Consider the following 22,905-nt stretch of genomic DNA (forward strand, 5'->3'; position numbering starts at 1 on the left):
AACTCACCCTTTAATACACTTTTTTGTGAGTAGCCCAGCGAGAAAGAATACTCGTCAATAAAACCATAATCACCAAAATCAAAGATGCAGCCCAAGCCAATTCTTTCTGTGCCTTAAAAGGAACCGTTGCAAAGTTGTACACCAAAACCGAAAGACTCGGAGTTGGCTTATCAAATCCTGCCGGCCAAAAAGGCGAATTTAGCGCCGTGAAAATCAAAGGAGCAGTTTCTCCAGCAGCGCGAGCAATTGCCAGCGTCACACCTGTTAAAATAGCCGGAATTGCCGCAGGCAAAACCACCTGCAACACCGTCTGATAATTAGAAGCACCCACACCAACCGACGCCCATCTAATATCTTGCGGGACGATTTGTAGAGCTTCGTCAGTAGTCCGCACAATCGTCGGCAACATCAGCACCGCCAGCGCCGCGCCCCCTGCAATTGCCGAAAAACCTCCCATATTTACCACGAACAAACCGTAGGCAAATACCCCGGCAATAATCGAAGGAACGCCGCTGAGGACATTAGTAGCAAAGCGCACCCAGCGAGCAATTTGACCGCTGCTGAACTCCGACAAATAAACGGCTGCCAATACACCAAAAGGAACAGCAATTAAAGAAGCAATTCCTACCGTCATCAATGTACCGAGAATTGCATTAGCAATACCGCCTCCCGATAGTCCTGGCGGGGGTGGCAGCTTGGTAAACAAGTCTAAATTTAGGCGATTGAAACCCTGTACCGTGACGTAGGAAAGCACTGCAAACAAAGGTAGCAGAGTGATTGCCAAAGCAGATCCAGCCAGTACAGTCATCCCCAGACTAAACAGCGCTTGCTGGCTGTTTTTAACCTTCTTCAAACTGCCTGTTTTCGATACCAAACGATTCTCATCGGAGACGCTATTTGACATAAACTAAAACTATGTAGGAAATTGCGGCTAACTTCTAGTTGTACTTCGCTCTTACTTGAGAAACAATCCACTCAGCCAAAATATTAACAATCAGCGTCAGAATAAACAGAATTAGCCCCGTGTACATCAGAGCCGCCACTTGCAATCCCGAAGCTTCGGCAAATTGATTTGCCATCAAAGAAGCAATAGTATTTGCCGGAGCTAGCACAGAAGCACTTAACTGATTGGAATTGCCAATTAACAGAGTTGCGGCCATTGTTTCTCCCATCGCGCGACCGAGCCCGAGCATAATTCCGCCGACAATGCCGGAGAAAGCAGCAGGTACGAGTACCCTAAAAATTGTTGTCCAGCGAGTTGCTCCCAAACCTAGAGATGCTTGCCGCAATTCGGGCGGGAGACTTGCCAAAGAGTCGCGGGAGATAGCAGTAATAATGGGCAAAGTCATGATTCCCAAAATTACTCCGGCTGGCAACATTCCCGGGCCGACTGGCGGAGTGCTAAAAATCGGCAGCCATCCGAAGTTACCGTTGAGAAACTTTCCGACAGTGCTAATAATGGGAATCAATACAGCAATTCCCCACAAACCGTAGACTACGCTGGGAATGGCAGCTAAAAGTTCTACTAAAAAAACCAAAGCTGTACGCACTGGCAGCGGCAAAAAATCTTCACTTAAGAAGATGGCAGTCCCTACTCCTAATGGTACTGCAATTAGGAGCGCGATCGCCGAACTGACGATCGTCCCGTAAATCATCGGCAGCGCACCGTACTCTTCTTTAACCGGATTCCAATCACTACCAAACAGAAAGCCCAAACCGTACTGTTGAATCGCAGGTAAAGCCCTGTAACCAACGGTGAGCGCGATTGCCAGCAAAATTACACCAACTCCTATTCCCAAAATCCGAGTCAGCCAGATAAAGCCTTGATCTAAGGATTTTTCTGCCCCAGAGCGCGATCGGCTCTCTGATTGAGCGCTGTGATCTGAAATCATAGAAAAAAAACCAAATATATAGTATCGAACAATAGCCTGTTTCGGAAAAAGCTAGAAGGAAGCAGAAACAAAGACCATAAATAAAATCAAAGAGAGGCGGGTTTATTAATCCCCTGAGTTTTCAACAAATATTTCTGGTAAAACCCGCCCCTTGTATTTTGAAAGAGGTAAATCGCCATTTACCGCCCAAGCGGGGGCGGGTTTATCAGATTATTGATTTTAGGCAATTATGGTTTGTGAAACCCGCCCCTACACAGATGCACCGATTGTTACATAGAAGAGGGGCGGATTTATTAACCCCCTGACTTTTTAACAAATATTTCTGGTAAAATCCGCCCCACAGAAATATCTCTCTTCGTTCTTCCTGATTTGTTCCCGCACGCGCAATGCCGAAGGGCTTTTTTCCCTCTGACAACGGACAACAGTCAACAGTCAACAGTCAACAGTTACTATTTGGCAACCTCAATCTTGTAGTCTGGGCTGATGCCGTCAGCGGCCGCGGCTACTTTTTCTCTAACGTTTTGGGGCAGAGGAACGTAGCCCAATTCGGAACTAACTTTTTGACCTTCAGTTAAGCCGTATTCAACCATTGCCTCGATGGTTTTGGCTTTGTTGGGGTCAGCAACTGTTTTGGGGACGAGCATCCAAGTGTAGGTGACAATTGGATAGGATTGAGCGCCTTCGGGGTCTTCGATAAATGCTCGCAGGTTTTCCGGCAGCGGCACAGTCGCTAAAGCTTGAGAAGCTGACTCGTCGGTAGGTACTACAAATGTGCCTGCTTTGTTTTCCAAAGATGCAAATTTGAGATTGTTGTTTTTGGCGTAGCCGTATTCTACGTAGCCAATGCTGCCGACGGTTTGCAGGAGTTGGGCTGTGACGCCTTCGTTGCCTTTTGCGCCTACGCCTACGGGCCACTGTACTGTTTTGCCGTCGCCTACTGTACTTTTCCAGTCGGGGCTGATGGCACTCAGGTGTTTGGTAAAGACGGCGGTTGTACCGCTACCGTCGGAACGGTGGACGATGGTGATGGCTTGGTCTGGCAATTTAGCGCCCGGGTTGGCCGCTGCAATTCTGGGATCGTTCCAGTTGGTAATTTTACCGGCGAAGATATCTGCGTAAACGTCTCTGGGCAGTTTCAGTGGTTCGGTTAAGTCTGGCAGGTTGTAGCCCAGGACGATGCTGCCGGCTGTCATGGGCAGCAGTATCACGCCTTTGTCTGCTGGAACTTTGGCGATTTCGTCGTCTTTCATGCCGGTGTCGCTGGCTCCAAAGTCTACTGTGCCTTTGGTAAATTGTTCGACTCCGGCCCCGCTGCCTACGGATTGATAGTTAATTTGTACTTTGGGGTTGATTTTGTTGAAATCTTGAAACCAACGCTGGTACAGGGGGGCGGGGAATGAGGCGCCTGCTGCGGTGATGGCTACGTCTGAGGCTAGGGCGAGTTTGGTGTTTTCCGCTGTGCCGGTGGCTGCAACGGGGGAAGCTGCGGTGTTGCCGGGGGTGGAGCTGCTGCTTGGGGTTGTGCTTTCGGTGCGGCAAGCTGCTACACTGAGGACGATCGCCATAGCCGAAATTGCTGTAGTCAGACGGTGTGGATTAATCAAGTTGAGACGAAAAAGCATAGGTATACAAAAGTTTCGATCGTTATATGGGTGTCCCGCATCAGCATAGCGCGCAAAAGTAAAGGTTAGGTTAAGAATCTTTACACTTAATCCCTATTTAATATTAATTAATATTATTAATTAATTGATGAGCTTGACAATTGTGATTTTATAAGATAGAGGCAAGATAGATTTGTACGGAAACAAGCAGTCGATCGCCCGATCGCGAAAAATTCTCCATTAAATTATCACAAGATCGAGGCTTGAGAACCAGAAAACCATACAATGGTGGTTATTTTGACAGTAGTGCTAGTATTAAGAATTTAAAAGCTGCGGGCATTGAAGCTTGCATCTGACAAATACATTCTGACGAATGCTGTTTGATGATATAGCAACCGCCCTCACGGTTAGGACGTTCTTAATTGCACAAACATAAACGGTCGATTGCAACTTCGGTCTTCCTTCTTTCTTCTGCTATAATGCCTGCTCCTATTGAATTAATCTGGGCTGTTATTGGTTTGCTTCTGACGATAGGAGGCACTTTTTTGCCTGCATCTGTCACAATTCCGATTGGGTTGTGGGACGATCGAGGACTTCAGGCGTACTCTTTAGGTGTTACCTATCAAATTGGAGCCGTTTTGCTAGTAGGCTGCATGGGGGGGAAAAATGCTGCGGCTCTCTCGCAAATTGCCTATTTGGCATTAGGATTAACTTTGTGGCCAGTTTTTTCTCAAGGCGGCGGCATCGGCTATCTCAAAGAAGCGAGTTTTGGGTATTTGCTGGGTTTTGTGCCGGGTGCTTGGGTATGCGGCTGGGTGGCTTTTAAGGTGGCTTCGCGGCTGGAATCTATGGCTTTTAGCTGTTTGTGCGGTTTGTTCACTGTTCACGCGATCGGCTTAATTTATCTAATTTTTACTTACTGGCTACCTCCGGCCAAAAAAACACCTTTATTCGATGAGATTCTTAAATATTCGGTTTATCCCATGCCGGGACAATTGGCGGTAGTTTGTGCGATCGCAGTGCTGTCATTTACGTTACGCCGCTTGATGTTTTATTAATTGCGAAGGAAGAAGGAAGTTCGGCAACGGATTCTGTAACGGATGAAACGGATGTCAGGATGAAGGATGAAGCATGAAGGATGAAGGATGAAGGATGAGGTAACTGGTAATTGTGCAAAATAAGGTTATACTATACATTGCGAAACGGGAGAGTCATCTCGCTGCGGCTCGGATTGCTTTGCTGCACTGCATTCTGCTTGCGATGACAAGTGAGATTGGAGTAAATTCTCTCATGCCCGATGCCCCATTTTCTATTGCTTAATTCATGCGTTTTAAAAGAAATCCCTTGTTCTGGGTGGCTGCTGTTATCAGTTTAGTTTTAGACCACCTGACTAAGTTTTGGGTGGTGCAAAATTTTGACTTGACAGTTCCTCCGCAGACGCAGCCACTGTTACCCGGGGTGTTTCACTTCACTTATGTTGTTAATACCGGTGCGGCTTTTAGTCTTTTCAGCAATGGCGGGGCGATTTGGTTGCGGTGGCTGTCTTTGGCCGTTAGTGTCGGATTGATTGTGTTGGCTTGGTTCGGGCCGCGAATTAACCGCTGGGAACAAGCTGGCTACGGTTTGATTTTGGGGGGAGCACTGGGGAACGGGATCGATCGATTTGTTTCGGGCCACGTTGTAGATTTTATCGATTTTCGGCTCATTCGGTTCCCGGTATTTAATCTGGCGGATGTGTTTATTAATGCTGGGATTATCTGTTTGGTGATTGCAACTTTTCACAGTGCACCGCCTACTCCCAGAGTTCAGGACGATCGCAATTCTATTTCAGAGTAACTTTGAAGAAGTCAATCGATTTTAGATTTTAGATTTTAGATTTTAGATTTTAGATTAACCCCCCCACGGGCTGTACCGTTCTCAGGTTTATCGGATGCCGAGCTTTTTTTGCTTATCCACTGATGAATCCGGCGGCCTGGCAACCAATTGCTTTCGGTCATTTGTCCCTTGTCTTTTACCAGAAGGTATAGGTGTCAACTTAAGGTTAGAGTCATTTATGAGCTATAATTATATTTTTTATTGCTAAGGCTAAACTTGCCCGCGATCAAAAGCAATTTGGTCACAAACTCCCAGATTTATCCGTGGGAGAAATTTCATAATCTAAAATCTAAAATCTAAAATCTAAAATCGGATGACTCCTAATCCATTTGCCCAAGAACGCTTACTATTTGCCCCAGCAACCCCCGATGCTGATGCTATCCCGACTATTTTTGCTTTTCCCAACGAGTACACGGTGGGTATTACCAGTCTCGGCTATCAGATAGTGTGGGCAACTTTGGCTGTGCGATCGGATATTGAAGTGGGCCGTTTATTTACTGATATCCGCGAACAACTTCCCCGACATCCAGAATTACTGGGATTTTCGCTTTCTTGGGAACTAGACTATGTAAATATTCTAAATTTATTGGAATCTCTAGAAATTCCGATTTGGGCGTCACAACGAACTGATAATCATCCCATCGTCTTCGGCGGTGGCCCGGTTTTTACTGCTAATCCAGAACCTTTTGCCGATTTTTTTGATGTGATTTTGCTGGGAGATGGCGAACATCTCATAGACAATTTTATTGATGCTTATAAAGAAGTTCGTACCGCCGACAGACAAACTAAATTGCGGTATTTAGCCCAAGTTCCGGGGGTTTACGTCCCCAGTTTGTACGAAGTAAGTTATCGGGATGCCGCTGAGGGGATTAAATCGATTCAGCCTGTCGACTCGGGAATTCCCAGTATGGTTGAAAAACAGACTTATCGCGGCAATACTTTATCTGCTTCCACTGTGGTGACAGAAAAAGCGGCTTGGGAAAATATTTACATGGTGGAAGTGGTTCGGAGTTGTCCAGAAATGTGCCGTTTTTGTTTGGCAAGTTATCTGACTTTGCCGTTTAGAACTGCGAGTTTGGAGGGTTCGCTAATTCCGGCGATCGATCGCGGTTTAGCTGTGACTAATCGTTTGGGTTTGTTGGGTGCTTCGGTCACTCAGCACCCGGAATTTGAAGCGTTGCTGGATCATTTGAATCATCCGAAATACGACGGCGTGCGGCTGAGTCTTTCTTCGGTAAGGACGAATACGGTGACAGTTAAATTGGCCGAAATTTTGACAAACAGAGACAGCAAATCTGTGACGATTGCGGTGGAAAGCGGGAGCGCTCGCCTCCGCAAAATCGTTAACAAAAAACTCACAAATGACGAAATTATCCAAGCTGCTATCAATGCTAAGGCGGGTGGATTAAAGGGAATTAAACTTTACGGGATGGCGGGAATTCCCGGCGAAGAAATGGAGGATTTAGAGGAAACGGTGGCGATGATGCGGGCGATTAGAAAAGCTGTTCCCGGTTTGCGGTTGACTCTGGGATGCAGCACTTTTGTCCCGAAATCTCACACTCCTTTTCAGTGGTTTGGAGTGAATAAAGATGCGGAGAAGAGGCTGAAGTTTTTAGATAAAGAATTGCGGAAGTTGGGTTTAGAATTTAGACCTGAAAGTTATAACTGGTCTGTGATTCAGGGGTTGCTCTCCAGGGGCGATCGGCGGTTGTCTCGGCTGTTGGAATTAGTGCGGCATTACGGCGATACTTTGGGCAGTTATCGACGGGCGTTTAAGGAGTTGCGGGGACAGTTGCCGGAGATGGATTTTTATGTTTTTCAAGAGTGGGAATTGGATCTGGTTTTGCCTTGGAGTCATTTAAAAGGGCCGCTACCGGAGGCGACTTTGAAGAAGCATTTGGCTGAGGCGATGAGTCATTTTAGGACGAAGGATTTACAGTTGACAAGTTAAGAAATAGCGGATGCGAAAGTGCGTTAGCGAAGCCCTCGAAGAGGATCGCATCTTTGCAAGTAAGTAGATTGAAAGCTAACTTAACAAGATAAAATAAGGAGCGACGTACTATAATACAATTATGCCAGAAGTTCAACCCAAGGAAATTCAGCGTTATGTCACCTCAGATGGCAGAGTACCTTTCGCTGAGTGGTTTGATTCCTTCAAAGATACAAACACTCAAGCCAAGATTCGATCTAGGCTAAATCGGGTTGTTACTCGTAATTTGGGAGACTATCGTTCAGTTGGAGAAGGAGTTTGCGAACTCAGAATAGACTATGGCCCTGGTTTCCGAATCTATTTTGGGCAAGTTGGAACAACAATTGTGCTTCTCCTCTGCGGTGGAGATAAAAGCACTCAAAACCGAGATATCCTCCAAGCAAAAGAATACTGGACAGATTACAACAGGATTTAAAACAATGGCTAAAAGTATTCCAGATCATCCGTTTTTGATTGAATCTCTGAGAAAAAACCCGGCATTGTCAGCCGCCTATATAACGGCGACTATAGAGGAAATCGACCCGGAACCTGAATTGCTGAAACTTGCTCTGGGCGATGTAGCAGAAGCTTTGGGTCAACCGAAAATGACTCCTGAAGAATATGAATTGCACTTAAAAAAACTGGATGAATTGCTGTCGCAGCAAGGAAGCGATACAATTTACCATCTGGGAACTTGGCTGAATGCTTTGGGATTGAAACTAACAGTTGCTGTTTGTACTGATACAGAGGATAATACTGCAAATGCTGAAACGCGATCGCAAATAACTGTTTAACTTAATCTAGAAAATGCCCAATTTTAAATATTCATCCTTAATTAATGCCACCGTTGAAGCTGTCTGGAATTTTCACGAAAGGCCAGACATTCTGCAACTTTTGACTCCGCCTTGGCAACCGGTGAAAATCATTCGCCGCGAAGGGGGACTCGATGTGGGTGCTGTATCAGAATTTCGCCTGTTATTGGGGCCGATTCCTGTAAAATGGGTGGCGACTCACACTGAGTGCGAACAATATCGCTTGTTTGTTGATGAACAAACTGAGGGGCCGATGGCACGTTGGGTTCACCGACACGAGTTTACCTCAGAAAATGGCAAGACTAGATTGACAGATGCGATCGCATTTTCGATACCGGGCGGCCCGATTGTCGATTTGCTGTTAGGTTGGTGGGTGGATATGCGGTTAACAGATATGTTTCGCTACCGCCACGAAGTCACAAAAAGAGAGTGCGAGAAAGATGCAAACAACGGCTGAATATTACTGTGCTTTCTGCGGCGAACCGAGTACAACTTTTGTTGATATCAGCGGTGGTATGGAACAATCATATATCGAAGATTGTCAGGTTTGCTGTCGCCCGAATGTTCTTTATGTCAGAATAGATGAAGATACGCTGGATATTGAAATAGATACTGACTATCAAGAATAAGTGACTATCAAAATGTATGAATTGCATTTGATGTTGACTTGGTAGAATTCATAAATTTTGAAGATGCTGCTTCTACGAAAGCCTGAAAAATTCGAGAGTTGAACGAACAGTTTGGCGACATTTCTGGGTGCCATTGAATTGCTATCATCCAAGGGTGATAGCAGTGTTCCATTGCTTCTACCAAAGTGTCAGGTGCATTGGCTACAATTCGCCAATCGGATGTTACCTTCCTCACTGCTTGATGATGCCAGGAAACAACTGTTGTTGAAGTTTTTCCCATAATTTTTGCTAGCCGACTGTTTGGCTCAATTTCAATGGTATGCTCGATCGCACGCGGGGGAATTCCCGATCCGTGATTAACCTCGTCTCCGTAAGCATCCGGTACGTGAATCACCAAACTGCCACCGCTGGCTACGTTCAGGATTTGCATTCCCCGGCAAATCCCCAACACAGGTATGTCAGCCTTCAAAGCTAGCTTTGCTAAGCTTAATTCAAAATTGTCGCGTTCTGCATTAACCGAGTAAACTGTGCGATCGACATAACCGCCATAAAGTTCTGGGTTAATATCTCCGCCCCCGGAAAAAATCAAACCATCTACTGCATCCAAAATACTAGCCGGATCTAATTGATTGGGCGGCAGTAAAATCGGAATGCCACCAGCCGCCTGAACTGCATCAATATAAGTTCCATTTAAGCGATATTCGCCGGCTGGACAGCGGTTGTATGTTGTGATGCCAACAATAGGAAATTTTTTCATTTGCTAGAGATGGGGAGATAATTATTTAGATTAATACTCAGATTTGGCACTATTTGTAATCAGTGTTTCATCGGCGGGCTACTAGGAGCAACGGCCCACAATAAAACTGACTTATTGTGAAACAGGCATCTTGCCTGTTTTTTGTCTCATTACTTGCGATCGATTCCTACATTAAACTGAAAATTCCCTGCACTGCTGTCTAATTTGTAACAGTTTTAGTATTAGTTTCCGGGAGTGGTTTGCGCGTGCACAGATAAGCCAGCGGCCCGAACAGCGGTACTAATGTTACTGCCCAAAAAGCTGTAGAGTTCTGCATTCCTCGGCGCGCCATATCGTCTCCTAATAAGGCAGGAAATAGTAGGCAAAGCATACAAAAATCTAAACTCATTACATGGATAAAACGGCTGCTTTGCCACTGTTCAATAAAATCAGACCAATCGCCTTTTGTCAAGCCAAAGGCAACTAAACCAACAGCAGCTAATGTTAAGAAAATTCCAGTAAAACGGGAGTCTAATATCTTTAAAAAGATATTTTTATGACCAGAAAATTCTGGATTCGGTTCGCGCAGGGCTAAATAAGGCAGCAAGGCAACGGCGCCGACGCCAAAGGATAAAGTGGCAAATAACCATGCAGGTATTTTCTGGCCCCTGCCGTCAGCAAATAAGACGCAACTGTAGATGAGCGGCCAGACTCCCATGAGGTTGAATAACGCTACAATTAAAGGGTTGATGTCTGCTATTTTGCCTGTGGAAATATTGGTAATTAGTGTGATGGTTTTTTCAGGGCTGTCGGGTGGTGCAAATACAAAGGCGTAGGTGATAAATGCAATCCAAAGCAGCCCAAATCCAATTTTTCTGAACATAGTTAGTTTTTCTTACTTCTGATATTACTATAGCAAGCTTCAAGGGTTTTTGAATAAGACTTTTTTTATTTACCGCAGAGGACGCAGAGGACACAGAGGAAGAACGGAAAATATCTGAATGTATTGCTATTTGGTATTGCGGGTTTTGGGCAGATTGCTAAATTTTTGCATAAATTGGCGATCGATCCAATCTTTCCAATACCACAACAACCGTGATTCCCACATGAAATTGCCGCGAGATGCGATCGCCCTTTTATTCCCAGTACCAATTAACCCTAAGTATTGTTCCTGCGGTGCAAAGGGTTTCAGCGGTTTTTCCAATAAAAAATGCTGCAAATTTTCAAACAGCGGTTTGCCCTGACGCACGGCAAACACGCCTGCTTTGGGACGGGGATAATTAACCATCGCAGCGATATCTCCAGCCCCAAATACGTTGGGGTGAGAGACTGATTGCAGGCAATCGTTGACTTGCATAAAGCCCTTTGAGTCGGCTGCTAAACCGGATTCTCTTATCCAATCGGCGGCCGATGCTTGTGTTACCCAAAAAATGTGATCGCACTCTAATTCTAAACCTGATTCACCGGAAAGTTGGTAATCGGTATGAAATTGAGGATTGGTTTCTTTCTCAATCTTTTTTACAGCACAGACTTTTTCCTTTAAATGCAATTGAATGCCGCGAATGAGGAGAATTTCTTGAAGGCGGCGGCGCACCCGCTGATTGTGTCCCTCCATCAATTCAGCACCGCTGTGAAACAAATGAATTTCTGATGATAAATTTTCTAATTTTTCTTCCCTCTTCCTTCTTCTTTCTTCCTTCTTACCTCTTCCTTCTTCCCTCTTCCTTCTTCCCTCTTCCTTCTTCCCTCTTCCTTCTTCCTTCCCCAATCTAGATTGCATATTTAATGCTAATTCTACGCCGCCGGCACCGCCGCCGACAATGGCTATCCGCAGTGGTTTTTCGGGATGGTTTTGCCTTGCGGAAATTAACTGATTCCAGCTAGCTAAAAACTCCGGTACGGGTTTAGCTGCAATTGCATATTCTGCAGCACCCGGTACAGATAAAGTCGCAGGAGTGCTGCCGATATCCACAGAAAGCACATCAAAATTAATCGGAGGGCGAGTTTGACAAATAACTAAATTTTTGTTAAGGTCGATCGCGATCGCCCGATCAACCAATATGTGACACCCGGCAAATTCAGCGAGCGATCGCAAATCGATGTGACATTCATCATAACCGTAAAACCCGGCAACGTGTCCCGGCAGCATCCCCGAATAAGGCGCGTGCAGCACGTCGCTAATCAGAGTCAAACGCACTCCCGGCAGCGGTTTGATGCCGAACATTTTTAATACAATAGCATGACTGTGACCGCCACCAATTAACACTAAATCTTTCACAATTACAGATGTTCGATCGAAATGTTGCAGCACCGATATTGTACAGCACTCGCACTCCTTGGGCCGCAAAGTCCGGTAAGGATAGCTGGCAGTGCGTAATTAATGATTTCCCAGCAGTTAGACAGAATGCTGTCACTTACCCTCTGTCTCCGAGATTATACTTAGCTCAGTTGCGATCGCATAACATCAATTCACCCATTTCACTTAACCGATTTCACATTCAGCGCAAATGGCTGTAGACTGTAGAGCGAGCAAATTTTATCACCAAATTATGCCGGGGTGTGTTTCAATAGCTAACTCACCATTCAAAACTATGACATTACGCATCATTCCGCGCAGTTGGCAGCGATCGATTAAAACTCTTTTCCCGCTTCTGTGTGCCGTCTCATTCATTATAGTATTGCTGGCGAACAACTTCATTCCGGCGATCGCCCAGGAACCCCGCCAGGAAATTCGCGGCGTTTGGATGACGACAAACGACAAAGACATCCTCAGAGATCGTCGCAAACTAGGAGATGCTGTCAGCAAACTAAAACGGTTAAATTTCAACACAATCTATCCGGTAGTCTGGAATTCTGGCTATGCAATGTATCCCAGCAATGTAGCGCAGCAAAGAGACCTTCAACCCTTTGTTTACAGAGGGTTAGACGGACAAGATATGATCGCAGATTTAATCGATCAAGCTCACCGCCAAGGCCTGCTAGTAATTCCTTGGTTTGAGTTTGGTTTCATGGCTCCTCCCACCTCAGAATTAGCCTTAAATCATCCCGATTGGCTGACACAAAAACAAGATGGCAGCCAAACATCAAACGGCGCGGGCGGCGAAGTAGTTTGGCTCAATCCCTTTCATCCAGAAGTTCAGCAATTCATTACCGAACTCGTACTAGAAATCACCACTCAATACAACGCCGACGGCATTCAATTTGACGACCACATGAGTTTGCCGTCAGAATTTGGATACGATGAGTACACAGTTGCTTTGTATACCAAAGAAACCAAAAAAGCTCCGCCCAAAGATTTTCAAAATCCAGCATGGGTGCAATGGCGAGCCAATAAAATTACCGCTTTTATGTCGCAGCTAAATCAAGCCGTCAAAGCAGTAAAACCCAATGCAATTTTCTCGATTTCTCCCAATTACTACGAGTTTGCTTACAAACATCACCTACAAGATTGGCTGACTTGGGTGCGTTTGGATATTGCCGACGAGCTAATCGTGCAAGTGTACCGTCCCAATTTAGAATCATTTGTGGGCAAGATTAACCGTCCAGAAATGCAAGAAGCACAGCAAAAGATTCCCACCGGAATTGGGATTATGACTGGTTTGAGAAATAACCCCGTACCGATTCAGCAAATTAAATCTCAGGTGCAAGCAGTCCAAGGATACGGCTTAGGCGTCGCTTTCTTCTACTACGAAAGCTTGTGGGAATATGCACCAGAACCTATCGCAGTTCGACTTTCTCAATTTAGCGATTTCTTCCCGTCTTCTGCATTCCGAACAGCGCTACAAATACCCAGACGCGCGGCGACTTTCCCTCCACCTGCGCCACCCAAACCAGACCCCAAAGCTAAGCCAGAGCAACCTACCAAAAACAACCCACCTTCGCCCTCGCCAACCACGTAAAAGAATTAAAGAGTCATCAGTCATTAGTCATTAGTTAGAAACCATTAATTCGGAGGGGCGGGTTTTACAACAATAAGGCTCTGAGGGGCGGGCTAGGAGCAACGGCCCACAAGAAAATCCACTCTTTGTGGAACAGGCATCTTGCCTGTTCCTAACAGAGGTGCAAGATGTCAGTTTAACCGGAGTTAATATAAAAACCATCAATAAAAATGCAAACAAAGCAAAAAATTTTACTGCCAAAAATGGGCTGCGGCACTTGGGCTTGGGGCAACAGATTGCTCTGGGGCTACAATGAAAGTATGGACGAGGAATTGCAAGCCGTTTTCAATCTTTGTGTCAGCAGCGGTGTCACTTTATTCGATACTGGCGACTCTTACGGAACAGGGAAATTAAACGGACGCAGCGAGCAGCTTTTGGGGCTGTTTTCTCAACAATATCAAGGTGTAAACAAAGACAGTATTTGTATTGCGACAAAACTGGCTGCTTATCCTTGGAGACTGACGCGACAATCAATGATATCGGCTTGCAAAGCCTCTGCGGCGCGCCTCGGGAAAAATGTAGATTTGGTACAAATGCACTGGTCTACAGCCAATTACGCTCCTTGGCAAGAGGGAGCTCTTTTAGACGGTTTGGCTGACCTTTACGAGCAAGGATTGGTCAAAGGAGTGGGCTTGTCTAATTACGGGCCGAAACGGCTGAAATGGGTGCATCGGAAATTTAGCGATCGCCAAATTCCTATTGTTACTTTACAAGTGCAATATTCGCTACTTTCCACCTATCCTGTGACAGAACTCGGGTTGAAAGATGTTTGCGATGAATTGGGGATAAAATTGATTGCTTACAGTCCTCTAGCCTTGGGGTTGCTGACGGGTAAATATTCCGAAAACGGCTCTCTTCCTAAAGGTATTCGAGGTTTGGCGTGCAAGCAGCTACTTCCGGGAATGCGATCGCTTTTGGAGTGTTTGCGAGAAATAGCGGCATTCAGAAACAAGACTGTTTCGCAGGTAGCAATCAACTGGTGCATCTGCAAAGAAACTATTCCGATTCCGGGGGCGAAATCTGTGGCACAGGCGAGAGATAATATTGGTGCTTTGGGCTGGGAGTTAGACTCCGGGGAGATTGCCGAATTGGATAAGGCGGCGGCAAGTGTAGATAAAAAAATGGTGCAGAATATCTTTCAAACTCGGTAATATCTGAGATGTTGTACCATTCTGGTGAACAGGCAATATGCCTGTTCCACAAAGAATGAATTTCTTGTGGGGTGGGCATCCTGCCCGTACCATTCTCATGAACAGGCAAGATGCCTGTTCCACAAGACATGAATTTGCTTGTTCCACAAAAACTAAATTTTCTTGTGGGGTGGGCATCCTGCCTGCCCCTGAAAGCCTGATTTACATCACACAAAAATTTTCCACGCAGCGCACAAACATTTCTACACCCATCCCCAGCGCAGTTTCATCAAAATCAAAGCGCGGGTGATGGTGCGGGTAAGCCAAGTTTTTCTCTGGATTGGCCGAACCCAAAAAGAAATAGCAACCGGGAACTTCTTGCAAAAAGAACGACATATCCTCGCCGCCCATTGTTTGACATTCTGGAACGATTCCCGCAGGAGTTTCTACAACCGATTCTGCCACGCCGCGCACCAATTCAGCTATTCTTGAATCATTAATAACTGGCGGGTAAAGCGAACAATAATTTAATTGGTAATTGGCCCCGTGACTCTGACAAATTCCGGCAATTACTTGCTCGATTCGCTTGGCAAAATAACCTTGATATGCAGGATTGAAATAACGCACCGTGCCACCGATTTGAGCGGTGTCGGCAATGACGTTGTGGGTGTGGCCTGCGTGGAATTGGCCGACAGTTACTACCGCTGAGTCGATCGGGTCAATATTCCGCGCGACAATTGCCTGCAAAGCGCTGACAATTTGGGCTGTAACTACGATCGAGTCCACAGTCTGATGTGGCATTGCGCCGTGTCCACCTTTGCCAAAAATCGTGCAGTCAAAAACTTCGACAGCCGCCATCAGCGCGCCACTGCGGACGCCTACAGTGCCTAAAGGTAGATTGTTCCACAAATGCAAGCCGACGATCGCATCAACATCAGGATTCTTCAAAACTCCCGCTTCAATCATCGGTTTTGCCCCTCCTGGCCCTTCTTCGGCGGGCTGAAAGATAAATTTTACTTTACCCGAAAAGCTGTGTTTGTGCTTTGCCAGATAACAAACAGTACCAAGGGCGATCGCAGTGTGGCCGTCGTGGCCGCAAGCGTGCATAATTCCATCATGCTGCGATCGATAATCCACCTCATTTTCTTCTTGAATGGGCAAAGCATCCATATCCGCTCGAATTGCCAAAACCCGCCCCGGTTTGCCGCTGTCTATAGTTGCGACAATACCAGTTTTAGCAATATTAGTTTGATGCTCTATGCCCCATTCTTGCAACTTTTGCGAGACAAACTGCGCCGTTAAATTTTCATCAAAACTCAACTCCGGTTTTTGGTGCAAAAGGCGACGCCATTCGACTAGCTGAGGCTGCAAATTTCTAATCTCCAGCCGCAATTGAGATAAATCGACAGAGGTTAAATTCGGTAAAGTTGAAACCATGTTTTATTCTCCTTATAGCAATTCAGAATAATTTGTGAAACTCTCTCTTCTCTTTCTCTGCGCTCTCTGCGCTCTCTGCGGTTAAAAGAAAATCTTCTTCAATCCTATCTGAGTTGTGCAGGAGATTTTTTTTAATGAACCGCAGAGGACGCAGAGTACGCAGAGGAAGAGAAGAATGAGAAAGAGAGGTGTTGAGAATAGGGTTATTTAGAAGTCTGAGAAACTAAATTAACCCCTGGCAGTAACCGCTCTAAATCTAAATCTGAAGCAATTTTAGCTAATTTAGCAAGGTCAGTCGGGTCATCTAAATGCGGCAAAATACCCAACACAGGTATTTGAGTCAGCGACTGGATCAAATCAACGGGCGCTAAATCGGCAATTTCTTGTTCAGAATAAGCTTTAACGCAATTGAGCACAATTCCTCTCAGCTTAAAACCAGTGTGTCTGGCGAGAGCAACATTCGCTACAGCTTGCCCGATCGCCCCCAACCTCACAGGTACTACCAAAACCCCTCTCAGCCGCCAATCCCTGGCAATATCGGCCACAGTCAGTTCCCAGGTTACAGGCGATCCCAGCCCTCCCAAAGCTTCCACCAACACAAAATCCTTGCGCTCAGAGAGGCTTTGCCAAGCCGTCCAGACATTTTCGAGTTCGATATGTCTCCCCTCCCGTTCCGCAGCAATCGGCGGTGCTAGAGGCGCATCAAAGTGCAGCGGATTGAGTTCTTCGGGGGATTGGTCGAGGGAAAACAAACGGGTGTAGAGTTCGCGATCGCCCGTTCCTGTTTGCATGAGTTTCATAATTCCCAAACTGCGATCGGGAAAATACATTTGCCAATAAGCAGCCAGAGCGCTGGTCAAAACAGTTTTGCCCGCGTCGGTATCAGTTCCAGCAATTAGCAAGGAGTTCATTGACAAATAGCTAACAAATAATTGGCCTCAACATCAGTCTAGGGGAATTTTGCCAGAAGTTTAGAGTTCTGGCGACGGTGCGGGTGTTGGTGCGGGTTCCGGTTCCGGCGCGGGTTCCGGTTCCGGCGCAGGTTCCGGTGCAGGAGTTGGGGCCGGTTCCGGCGCAGGTTCCGGTGTTGGCGCTGGTTCCGGCGACGGCGCGGGAGTTGGTGCAGGTTCCGGTGTTGGCGCGGGAGTTGGCGCTGGTGTTGGCGACGGCGCGGGTGTGGGTTTGGGTGCGGGAGTTGGTGCGGGCGCCGGTTTGGGGGCCGGTTTGGGCGCCGGAGTCGGCGCTGGCGTTGGTTTTGGTGCCGGAGTTGGCGCTGGGCTTGGTTCTGGGCTTGGTTCCGGCAAAGGTTCTGGGTTCGGTTCCGGCAAAGGTTCTGGGCTTGGTTCTGGCAAAGGTTCTGGGCTCGGTTCCGGCAAAGGTTCTGGGCTCGGTTCCGGCAAAGGTTCTGGGCTTGGTTCTGGCAAAGGTAGCGGGCTTGGGGTTGCCAAAGGTTGCGGGGTTGGGGTTGGCAAAGGTAGCGGGTTTGGTATCGGAGTTAGTGTCGGCGTCGGATTTGTAAGTGCTGGCGGTGTCGGAGTGGGTTTGGGCCGCGAATTGTTGAGAAATGAGCCGACTAAAGCCCAGGAACCAAAGCCAGTCAAGATTACTAAGCCCGCCAGCAGTCCGATCGCAGCGATGGGATTGTCCCAAAAAGAGCCGCCAACAGGCTCAATTAACGGGTCTGGCTGGTTTTGCGGGTGGGAACTCTGGGCGACGGGCTCTGGCGGCCTGCCCACGGCCACCGTTGCTATTAGCGAAGGGTTTGTCTGCACCACTGCTGGCGCGGGCGGTACAGTTGGCTGGCTAGGTTTAGGATTAGTTTGGGCGTCGAGTGCTTGGGCGACTTCGCTGACAGATTGATATCGATCGCCCGGAGACCGACTCAACATCCGATTCAGCACCAAAGCCAAACCCGTGCTCACCTGCACTTGCTGCTGCCAATTCCACTGCAGCGTTGTTTGATCGAGCAATTCCTGCGGTTCTTTGCCTGTCAGCAGGACGATCGCCGTTACGGCTAAAGCGTAGAGGTCGCTGCTGGCAGTTGCCCGCCCGCTGTGCAACTGTTCCATCGGCGCGTAGCCGATTTTACCCACTGTTGTCGCGTGGGCTGTTCCTTCGGGAGACTGGACTTTGGTGGCGAGTTCCTTCACCACTCCAAAGTCAATCAGCACCGGCAACTGGTCGTTTTCCCTGCGGATGATATTTTCTGGGGAGATGTCGCGGTGGATGATGCCGCGGGCGTGGATGTGAGCGAGTACCGGCAGCATTTGCCGGATAAATACCAAGACTTCGGCTTCGGTGAAGCTGCGACCATTTGAAGTTCGATCGAGCAACAGTTCGCGGTAAGTCATTCCTTCCACGTAATCCTGCACTAAAAACAAACGCTGGTTCTCTTCAAATATTGCCCGAAACTGGGGAATTTGTGGGTGCCCAATTTGGTAAAGTATTGCCGCCTCTCTTTGAAACAATTCCTTCGATTTTTCCAAAACATAAGGCCCGCTTTGCACCGGAATCAATTCCTTCAGGGCGCAGCGTTCTTGAAACCGTCCCAAATCTTCTACTAAATAAGTCCGGCCAAATCCTCCTTGACCTAAAATATTCACCAAGCGGTAGCGGTTTTGTAGGAGAGTTCCAATAGCAATAGGTGGCTGCATAAGTTTAAGTTGAAACTGTTAAAAAATAGACGATCGCTCACAGACTTAGTAATGCTAGGTCTTTAATGCTCTTGAGCATACTTCACTATCTGTAGTCCCCAGTCCCGACCAAAGTTAGTATTTTACATTTTTTTGACATTCTTGGACGCCCGGATGGTCAGAAACCGGGTTTTTTCACGAAAATACACAGGTTGCAACCCGCATATCCGATCGAAAACCCGGTTTCTGCGTCAATATCTCAAGGGAGAAATGCACGATTTTTCGTAGAAACCGGGTTTTTTGGCCTTAGCCCTAATAAGTTGTCGCCCCTCGGCCTAAGCCATACATCTCTATAAAGCTTGAGATTATTTATGGGAGATGTCTACTGACTACTGACTACTGACTACTGATTAAGCTTTGCTTTCACCATGTCTTGAATTCTGTTACCGTCTGCTTTGCCCTTAAGCTGCTGCATTGCCTTGCCCATCACCTTGCCCATATCTTTTGCAGAAGTAGCGCCCACCGAAGCAATCACTTCGTCAACGACTTGACTCACCTCTTCGTCTGACATCTGGGGTGGCAAATACTCTTCAACAATTGCTAACTCCGCCTCCTCTTGTGCCACTAAATCTTCGCGGCCACCTTTGCGGTATTGTTCGATCGAATCCCGGCGCTGTTTGGCTATTTGCATCAAAATTTCCATTTCTTGAGCTTCTGTCAGCGTCTCTTGGCCGGAGGGACGAAGGCTGACTTCTTTTTCGAGAATAAATTTCTTGATGCCGCGAACTGTTTCCAAGCGAACTTTGTCCTTGGACTTCATGGCTGCTTTGATTTCTTCGTCAATGCGTTCTCTTAAGCTCATCGATTTCTACCTTGCTTTGCCCGATATCAAAAATCTGGAGTATGCTCCGATTCTTAACTTTTTTTACAGTATTTTTCCAGTTTATTGCCTGTTGGTGGCATTTTTATCGCCTTGAACCCGGATGCCTTCGGCCTTCGACTGAATTTTGGGCGGCTACACTTCCAGCCTCGGCCCCAAATTGACTCTCGCCAGAATTTTTAGACGCAGGGGCACAAGTGCGATCGTACTTCTGCCAGTACAGAGTTCGCTAGAACCCACATTCCACACTCTGGGCTGTCACACAGCATAATTACGCAGAATGCTCTATCTTTACAGTAATAAATTATGCCTTTAAAAAGTAATTTATCCGTTAATGTACGGTATTCTAGTATAACTTATAGTTTTATAGGTGGATAAAAATAAGTAAAAACCGATTGTGACCGTTGAGGGTGCCGAAAGAGGGCTAGAAACCCGGTTTATCGCGCATATTTCTGCAAGTCCTATTCAATTCGCCTCACTTCACACTTGTGGTCGCCACGAATGTTAAATCTATTAAAAAATTGGCTGAATATTTCTAGTTTCAGATGGTAAGATAGCGATGGAATAAACGTCCTGCAAGAGGCCTGCTGTGATCCGTTCTGCTACTTTACCGCTTCCGCTTCCCGAGCCGCCGGTTTCCGCTCATGACCGTCTGCGGCTGTTCTCCGGTTCTGCTAATATTCCCCTCGCCCAAGAGGTGGCTCGCTATCTGGGGATTGATTTGGGGCCGATGGTTCGCAAGCGGTTTGCTGATGGGGAACTCTACGTTCAAATTCAAGAATCGATTCGGGGTTGCGATGTTTACTTGATTCAGCCAACTTGCTGTCCGGTAAACGATCGCCTCATGGAATTGTTAATTATGATCGATGCTTGTCGCCGCGCTTCGGCCAGACAAATTACTGCTGTCATTCCCTATTACGGATATGCTAGGGCTGACCGCAAAACGGCCGGAAGAGAGTCGATTACTGCAAAATTAGTGGCTAATTTGATTACGGAAGCTGGGGCCGGTCGCATTTTGGCGATGGATTTGCACTCGGCTCAGATTCAAGGTTATTTTGACATTCCTTTCGATCACGTTTACGGTTCGCCGGTGCTTTTGGATTATCTGGCGAGCAAGCAATTGACGGATATTGTTGTGGTTTCGCCGGATGTTGGCGGAGTCGCTAGGGCGAGAGCTTTTGCCAAAAAGCTTGGCGATGCTCCCCTGGCAATTATTGACAAGCGCCGCCAAGCTCACAACGTGGCAGAAGTGATGAATCTTATCGGTGATGTCAGGGGCAAAACTGCTGTGTTGGTGGACGACATGATCGATACTGCCGGCACGATTTCTGAAGGTGCCCGATTGTTGCGCCGCGAGGGTGCGAGGCAGGTTTATGCTTGTGCTACTCATGCGGTGTTTTCGCCTCCGGCGATCGAGCGTTTGTCTAGCGGGGTTTTGGAAGAGGTAATTGTTACGAATACAATTCCTGTGCCGGAAGAGAACCGTTTTCAGCAGTTGACGGTGCTTTCGGTAGCCAATTTGCTCGGAGAAACTATTTGGCGGATTCACGAAGATAGTTCTGTTAGCAGTATGTTCCGCTAGAGGGCAAAGACACTTTTTGAATGTTTGTTTTAGGGTGCGTTAACAAGAGTGTAACGCACCGTTTTTTTTTTGAATAGTGCGATCGTTTCCCGCAAGTAATAAGCCCAGGCTCATCTAAATTTTACTGTCAACTTCCCTTAAATTATTGGGGAGTGGGCGTCCCGCCCGCCCGGAAAATACAATTTAGAGGTCGAACAGCTTATCAAGTTTCTCGCTAAAATAACGGTTATAACTTTTTAGGGAGGACTCAAGTCCTCATAAAATTCGCTCGGACTTGAGTTTTCACTACGAACCAATGTGACGATCGGCGATCGATCGCACTTGGTACCACCGGAACAAGAGATGGTAAAATTCTATCTTGTTGTCTGAAGAGGGCGACTTTTTATATTCTAGATAAGTCTCATCACAATAAGGAGCCAATAGGGAAAAATCATGAAACATTCATTGGCACGAACAGTGGCCGCACTGGCAGGTTCAGCAATTTTAACACTTGGCGCGATCGGTTCGGCTAAAGCATTTACTTTTGACGAAACCGACATTAACCAAGACCGAGTAATTGTCATCGCCCAACCCCGCCCTTACGGCGGCTACCAATTGTTAATTGTAGAACAAGTATCTGACAAGCGAAAATGCTGGAGCGAAAGTGGCTCTAATCCCGTGAAAGTCGATCCATTATTAGTTAGTTTTGATTTCACCGGTATTTGTGGCCGCGCAACAGACAGCAACGGCTTTTCAATTCGCATGGCAGGCACTGATTTAGCATTAAAATACACCCTAAGCTTGGAAAGTGTTGATGGCAATGTTCTTCTAATGGGAACTCCGGTAGATTACCAAGGTAAATCGGTGATTATCGGTCGCACAAACGGCGATGTTAACGATTTCATGAAAATCAGTCTCGATCCTGCTTGGCGATTGAGTAAAAGAGCTTATCAAGGCCGCACATTAGGTCACTTTTATTTCACTACCAATCAATCCGCACCGGAAGAAATTGGCAATACCGGAGGCAATACCGGAGGCAATACCGAAGCAATACCGCAGCCAATACCAATACCAATACCGCAGCCAATACCGCAGCCAATACCGCAGCCAGTACCGCAGCCAATACCCCAGCAAATACCAGTGGAAATACCGGTGGAAATACCGTAGGCAAGACGGACCCTTCTACAATTCGGAGATAGCTACCAATGATATCTACGCTTCGGAAATTAAAGAAGCTGTGGGCCTTGGGTTTGTAGCCCGGTTTTCTCAAAATAATGCTTTGCGGCCGCAACTTGCTGTTACCAGAGAGCAATTGCTATCTTTAGTTTGGAAATCTTTGGAATGAATACAAGGTGCTAATATCACCTTTCCTAGCCATGTTTCTATCCGTCCATTTAGCGACGTTGATATTTTCCGCTGGAGTGCCGGAAAACTTCTATTGGCGCGGACTAACAAGATAGTTAGCTACTATCAAGATGGAACTTTTAAACCTACCCAGCGCGTCACTCGCGCTGAATTGATGGCGGTGCTGCCAAGAACGGCGGAATTTGGTTTGTCGGCACGAATTCAGTTGTTAAAGAGCCGTCTAAAACTTTAACTTTTTCAGACACTCAGAATTATTGGGCTGCTTCTATTATTACTCAAATGTCTTCTTTTTGTTCTGTTGCTTCTGCTCTTAACGAAATTGGCGATCGGTATGCTTTCGATGATTCTGCATAGCGGAATTACGCGGCGGCGGCTACTTTGCGAATGCTGAAATGCGTTAAGGCTCAGTAGTAAAAAGTAGATACCCGACAACTTTTGCGAAGTCGG

22 protein-coding genes are annotated in these 22,905 nt (G+C 46.7%); 12 read left to right on the forward strand and 10 right to left on the reverse strand.

Going from position 1 to position 22,905, the window contains the following annotated elements:
- Positions 1 to 10: 10 nt before the first annotated feature.
- The 3 genes from pstA to pstS form a co-directional block, all read right to left on the reverse strand.
- Positions 11 to 904 carry a phosphate ABC transporter permease PstA gene (gene pstA / locus NDI35_RS06100; protein WP_445311937.1) on the reverse strand — a complete coding sequence of 298 codons (894 nt, stop codon included), beginning with the start codon at positions 902 to 904 and terminating at the stop codon, positions 11 to 13.
- Between the two features lie 34 nt (positions 905 to 938).
- Positions 939 to 1,892, reverse strand: a complete 954-nt coding sequence (pstC, locus tag NDI35_RS06105; protein ID WP_445311938.1) for a phosphate ABC transporter permease subunit PstC — start codon at positions 1,890 to 1,892, stop codon at positions 939 to 941.
- A gap of 449 nt (positions 1,893 to 2,341) precedes the next feature.
- Positions 2,342 to 3,514, reverse strand: a complete 1,173-nt coding sequence (gene pstS / locus NDI35_RS06110; protein WP_445311939.1) for a phosphate ABC transporter substrate-binding protein PstS — start codon at positions 3,512 to 3,514, stop codon at positions 2,342 to 2,344.
- Positions 3,515 to 3,972: 458 nt separating this feature from the next.
- Here pstS and NDI35_RS06115 point away from each other — a divergent pair, with 458 nt between their 5' ends.
- From NDI35_RS06115 to NDI35_RS06145, 7 genes are all read left to right on the forward strand, one after another.
- Positions 3,973 to 4,551 (forward strand): biotin transporter BioY, encoded by a 579-nt coding sequence (locus NDI35_RS06115; RefSeq protein WP_445311940.1) that lies wholly within the window; start codon positions 3,973 to 3,975, stop codon positions 4,549 to 4,551.
- A 265-nt stretch (positions 4,552 to 4,816) separates the two neighbouring features.
- Positions 4,817 to 5,329, forward strand: a complete 513-nt coding sequence (gene lspA, locus NDI35_RS06120; protein WP_445311941.1) for a signal peptidase II — start codon at positions 4,817 to 4,819, stop codon at positions 5,327 to 5,329.
- 352 nt (positions 5,330 to 5,681) lie between these two features.
- A complete protein-coding gene (locus NDI35_RS06125) occupies positions 5,682 to 7,319 on the forward strand; it encodes a B12-binding domain-containing radical SAM protein (RefSeq protein WP_445311942.1) in 1,638 nt (545 codons plus the stop codon).
- 121 nt (positions 7,320 to 7,440) lie between these two features.
- Positions 7,441 to 7,773 carry a type II toxin-antitoxin system RelE/ParE family toxin gene (locus tag NDI35_RS06130; protein WP_445311943.1) on the forward strand — a complete coding sequence of 111 codons (333 nt, stop codon included), beginning with the start codon at positions 7,441 to 7,443 and terminating at the stop codon, positions 7,771 to 7,773.
- Positions 7,774 to 7,777: 4 nt separating this feature from the next.
- Complete coding sequence (locus NDI35_RS06135) at positions 7,778 to 8,131, forward strand: helix-turn-helix domain-containing transcriptional regulator (protein ID WP_445311944.1); 354 nt, start codon at positions 7,778 to 7,780, stop codon at positions 8,129 to 8,131.
- 13 nt (positions 8,132 to 8,144) lie between these two features.
- Positions 8,145 to 8,606, forward strand: a complete 462-nt coding sequence (locus NDI35_RS06140; protein ID WP_445311945.1) for an SRPBCC family protein — start codon at positions 8,145 to 8,147, stop codon at positions 8,604 to 8,606.
- Entirely contained in the window at positions 8,590 to 8,778 is a 189-nt protein-coding gene (locus tag NDI35_RS06145) for a CPXCG motif-containing cysteine-rich protein (protein ID WP_006635525.1), read from the forward strand. The genes NDI35_RS06140 and NDI35_RS06145 overlap by 17 nt, the downstream gene beginning before the upstream one ends.
- Before the next feature lie 7 nt (positions 8,779 to 8,785).
- Here the strand turns inward: NDI35_RS06145 and NDI35_RS06150 are convergent, their stop codons facing one another.
- The 3 genes from NDI35_RS06150 to NDI35_RS06160 all read right to left on the reverse strand — a co-directional run bounded on the left by NDI35_RS06150 (position 8,786) and on the right by NDI35_RS06160 (position 11,792).
- Positions 8,786 to 9,535 (reverse strand): gamma-glutamyl-gamma-aminobutyrate hydrolase family protein, encoded by a 750-nt coding sequence (locus NDI35_RS06150; RefSeq protein WP_445311946.1) that lies wholly within the window; start codon positions 9,533 to 9,535, stop codon positions 8,786 to 8,788.
- Between the two features lie 199 nt (positions 9,536 to 9,734).
- The gene (locus NDI35_RS06155; protein ID WP_445311947.1) at positions 9,735 to 10,397 is read right to left on the reverse strand and encodes a DUF2834 domain-containing protein; all 663 of its coding nucleotides are present in this window, start codon (positions 10,395 to 10,397) and stop codon (positions 9,735 to 9,737) included.
- 126 nt (positions 10,398 to 10,523) lie between these two features.
- The gene (locus NDI35_RS06160) at positions 10,524 to 11,792 is read right to left on the reverse strand and encodes a slr1591 family oxidoreductase (protein WP_445311948.1); all 1,269 of its coding nucleotides are present in this window, start codon (positions 11,790 to 11,792) and stop codon (positions 10,524 to 10,526) included.
- Positions 11,793 to 11,800: 8 nt separating this feature from the next.
- Between NDI35_RS06160 and NDI35_RS06165 the strand changes: the two genes are divergently transcribed.
- The 3 genes from NDI35_RS06165 (at position 11,801) to NDI35_RS06175 (ending at position 14,603) form a co-directional block, all read left to right on the forward strand.
- Positions 11,801 to 12,031: a hypothetical protein gene (locus NDI35_RS06165; protein WP_445311949.1), complete on the forward strand. Its 231-nt coding sequence runs from the start codon at positions 11,801 to 11,803 to the stop codon at positions 12,029 to 12,031.
- The gene (locus NDI35_RS06170; RefSeq protein ID WP_445311950.1) at positions 12,022 to 13,413 is read left to right on the forward strand and encodes a glycoside hydrolase family 10-like protein; all 1,392 of its coding nucleotides are present in this window, start codon (positions 12,022 to 12,024) and stop codon (positions 13,411 to 13,413) included. The genes NDI35_RS06165 and NDI35_RS06170 overlap by 10 nt, the downstream gene beginning before the upstream one ends.
- Positions 13,414 to 13,622: 209 nt before the next feature.
- On the forward strand, positions 13,623 to 14,603 hold the full coding sequence (locus tag NDI35_RS06175; protein ID WP_445311951.1) for an aldo/keto reductase: 981 nt from the start codon (positions 13,623 to 13,625) through the stop codon (positions 14,601 to 14,603).
- A gap of 201 nt (positions 14,604 to 14,804) precedes the next feature.
- Here NDI35_RS06175 and NDI35_RS06180 read toward each other — a convergent pair whose 3' ends face one another.
- From NDI35_RS06180 to NDI35_RS06195, 4 genes are all read right to left on the reverse strand, one after another.
- A complete protein-coding gene (locus NDI35_RS06180; RefSeq protein ID WP_445311952.1) occupies positions 14,805 to 16,019 on the reverse strand; it encodes a M20 family metallopeptidase in 1,215 nt (404 codons plus the stop codon).
- Positions 16,020 to 16,222: 203 nt separating this feature from the next.
- Positions 16,223 to 16,930, reverse strand: a complete 708-nt coding sequence (bioD, locus tag NDI35_RS06185) for a dethiobiotin synthase (RefSeq protein WP_445311953.1) — start codon at positions 16,928 to 16,930, stop codon at positions 16,223 to 16,225.
- Between the two features lie 60 nt (positions 16,931 to 16,990).
- Positions 16,991 to 18,673 carry a protein kinase domain-containing protein gene (locus NDI35_RS06190; RefSeq protein ID WP_445311954.1) on the reverse strand — a complete coding sequence of 561 codons (1,683 nt, stop codon included), beginning with the start codon at positions 18,671 to 18,673 and terminating at the stop codon, positions 16,991 to 16,993.
- A 382-nt stretch (positions 18,674 to 19,055) separates the two neighbouring features.
- Positions 19,056 to 19,514, reverse strand: a complete 459-nt coding sequence (locus tag NDI35_RS06195; protein WP_445311955.1) for a GatB/YqeY domain-containing protein — start codon at positions 19,512 to 19,514, stop codon at positions 19,056 to 19,058.
- A gap of 607 nt (positions 19,515 to 20,121) precedes the next feature.
- Here NDI35_RS06195 and NDI35_RS06200 point away from each other — a divergent pair.
- Positions 20,122 to 21,114, forward strand: a complete 993-nt coding sequence (locus tag NDI35_RS06200) for a ribose-phosphate pyrophosphokinase (RefSeq protein ID WP_333213821.1) — start codon at positions 20,122 to 20,124, stop codon at positions 21,112 to 21,114.
- Between the two features lie 432 nt (positions 21,115 to 21,546).
- On the forward strand, positions 21,547 to 22,260 hold the full coding sequence (locus NDI35_RS06205) for a DUF3747 domain-containing protein (RefSeq protein WP_445311956.1): 714 nt from the start codon (positions 21,547 to 21,549) through the stop codon (positions 22,258 to 22,260).
- Positions 22,261 to 22,905: the final 645 nt, after the last annotated feature.

The sequence above is a fragment of the Microcoleus vaginatus FACHB-2002 genome, assembly GCF_040004035.1.
GTDB classification, from domain to species: Bacteria; Cyanobacteriota; Cyanobacteriia; order Cyanobacteriales; family Microcoleaceae; genus Microcoleus; species Microcoleus vaginatus_C.

Coding starts and splice junctions, on each gene's coding strand:
- NDI35_RS06140 (WP_445311945.1), top strand. CDS start 8,145: ATGCCCAATTTTAAATATTCATCCTTAATTAATGCCACCGTTGAAGCT.
- pstA (WP_445311937.1), bottom strand. CDS start 904: ATGTCAAATAGCGTCTCCGATGAGAATCGTTTGGTATCGAAAACAGGC.
- NDI35_RS06145 (WP_006635525.1), top strand. CDS start 8,590: ATGCAAACAACGGCTGAATATTACTGTGCTTTCTGCGGCGAACCGAGT.
- NDI35_RS06135 (WP_445311944.1), top strand. CDS start 7,778: ATGGCTAAAAGTATTCCAGATCATCCGTTTTTGATTGAATCTCTGAGA.
- lspA (WP_445311941.1), top strand. CDS start 4,817: ATGCGTTTTAAAAGAAATCCCTTGTTCTGGGTGGCTGCTGTTATCAGT.
- pstS (WP_445311939.1), bottom strand. CDS start 3,514: ATGCTTTTTCGTCTCAACTTGATTAATCCACACCGTCTGACTACAGCA.
- NDI35_RS06180 (WP_445311952.1), bottom strand. CDS start 16,019: ATGGTTTCAACTTTACCGAATTTAACCTCTGTCGATTTATCTCAATTG.
- NDI35_RS06165 (WP_445311949.1), top strand. CDS start 11,801: ATGTTCGATCGAAATGTTGCAGCACCGATATTGTACAGCACTCGCACT.
- bioD (WP_445311953.1), bottom strand. CDS start 16,930: ATGAACTCCTTGCTAATTGCTGGAACTGATACCGACGCGGGCAAAACT.
- NDI35_RS06125 (WP_445311942.1), top strand. CDS start 5,682: ATGACTCCTAATCCATTTGCCCAAGAACGCTTACTATTTGCCCCAGCA.
- pstC (WP_445311938.1), bottom strand. CDS start 1,892: ATGATTTCAGATCACAGCGCTCAATCAGAGAGCCGATCGCGCTCTGGG.
- NDI35_RS06195 (WP_445311955.1), bottom strand. CDS start 19,514: ATGAGCTTAAGAGAACGCATTGACGAAGAAATCAAAGCAGCCATGAAG.
- NDI35_RS06190 (WP_445311954.1), bottom strand. CDS start 18,673: ATGCAGCCACCTATTGCTATTGGAACTCTCCTACAAAACCGCTACCGC.
- NDI35_RS06130 (WP_445311943.1), top strand. CDS start 7,441: ATGCCAGAAGTTCAACCCAAGGAAATTCAGCGTTATGTCACCTCAGAT.
- NDI35_RS06170 (WP_445311950.1), top strand. CDS start 12,022: ATGGCTGTAGACTGTAGAGCGAGCAAATTTTATCACCAAATTATGCCG.
- NDI35_RS06155 (WP_445311947.1), bottom strand. CDS start 10,397: ATGTTCAGAAAAATTGGATTTGGGCTGCTTTGGATTGCATTTATCACC.
- NDI35_RS06150 (WP_445311946.1), bottom strand. CDS start 9,535: ATGAAAAAATTTCCTATTGTTGGCATCACAACATACAACCGCTGTCCA.
- NDI35_RS06115 (WP_445311940.1), top strand. CDS start 3,973: ATGCCTGCTCCTATTGAATTAATCTGGGCTGTTATTGGTTTGCTTCTG.
- NDI35_RS06205 (WP_445311956.1), top strand. CDS start 21,547: ATGAAACATTCATTGGCACGAACAGTGGCCGCACTGGCAGGTTCAGCA.
- NDI35_RS06175 (WP_445311951.1), top strand. CDS start 13,623: ATGCAAACAAAGCAAAAAATTTTACTGCCAAAAATGGGCTGCGGCACT.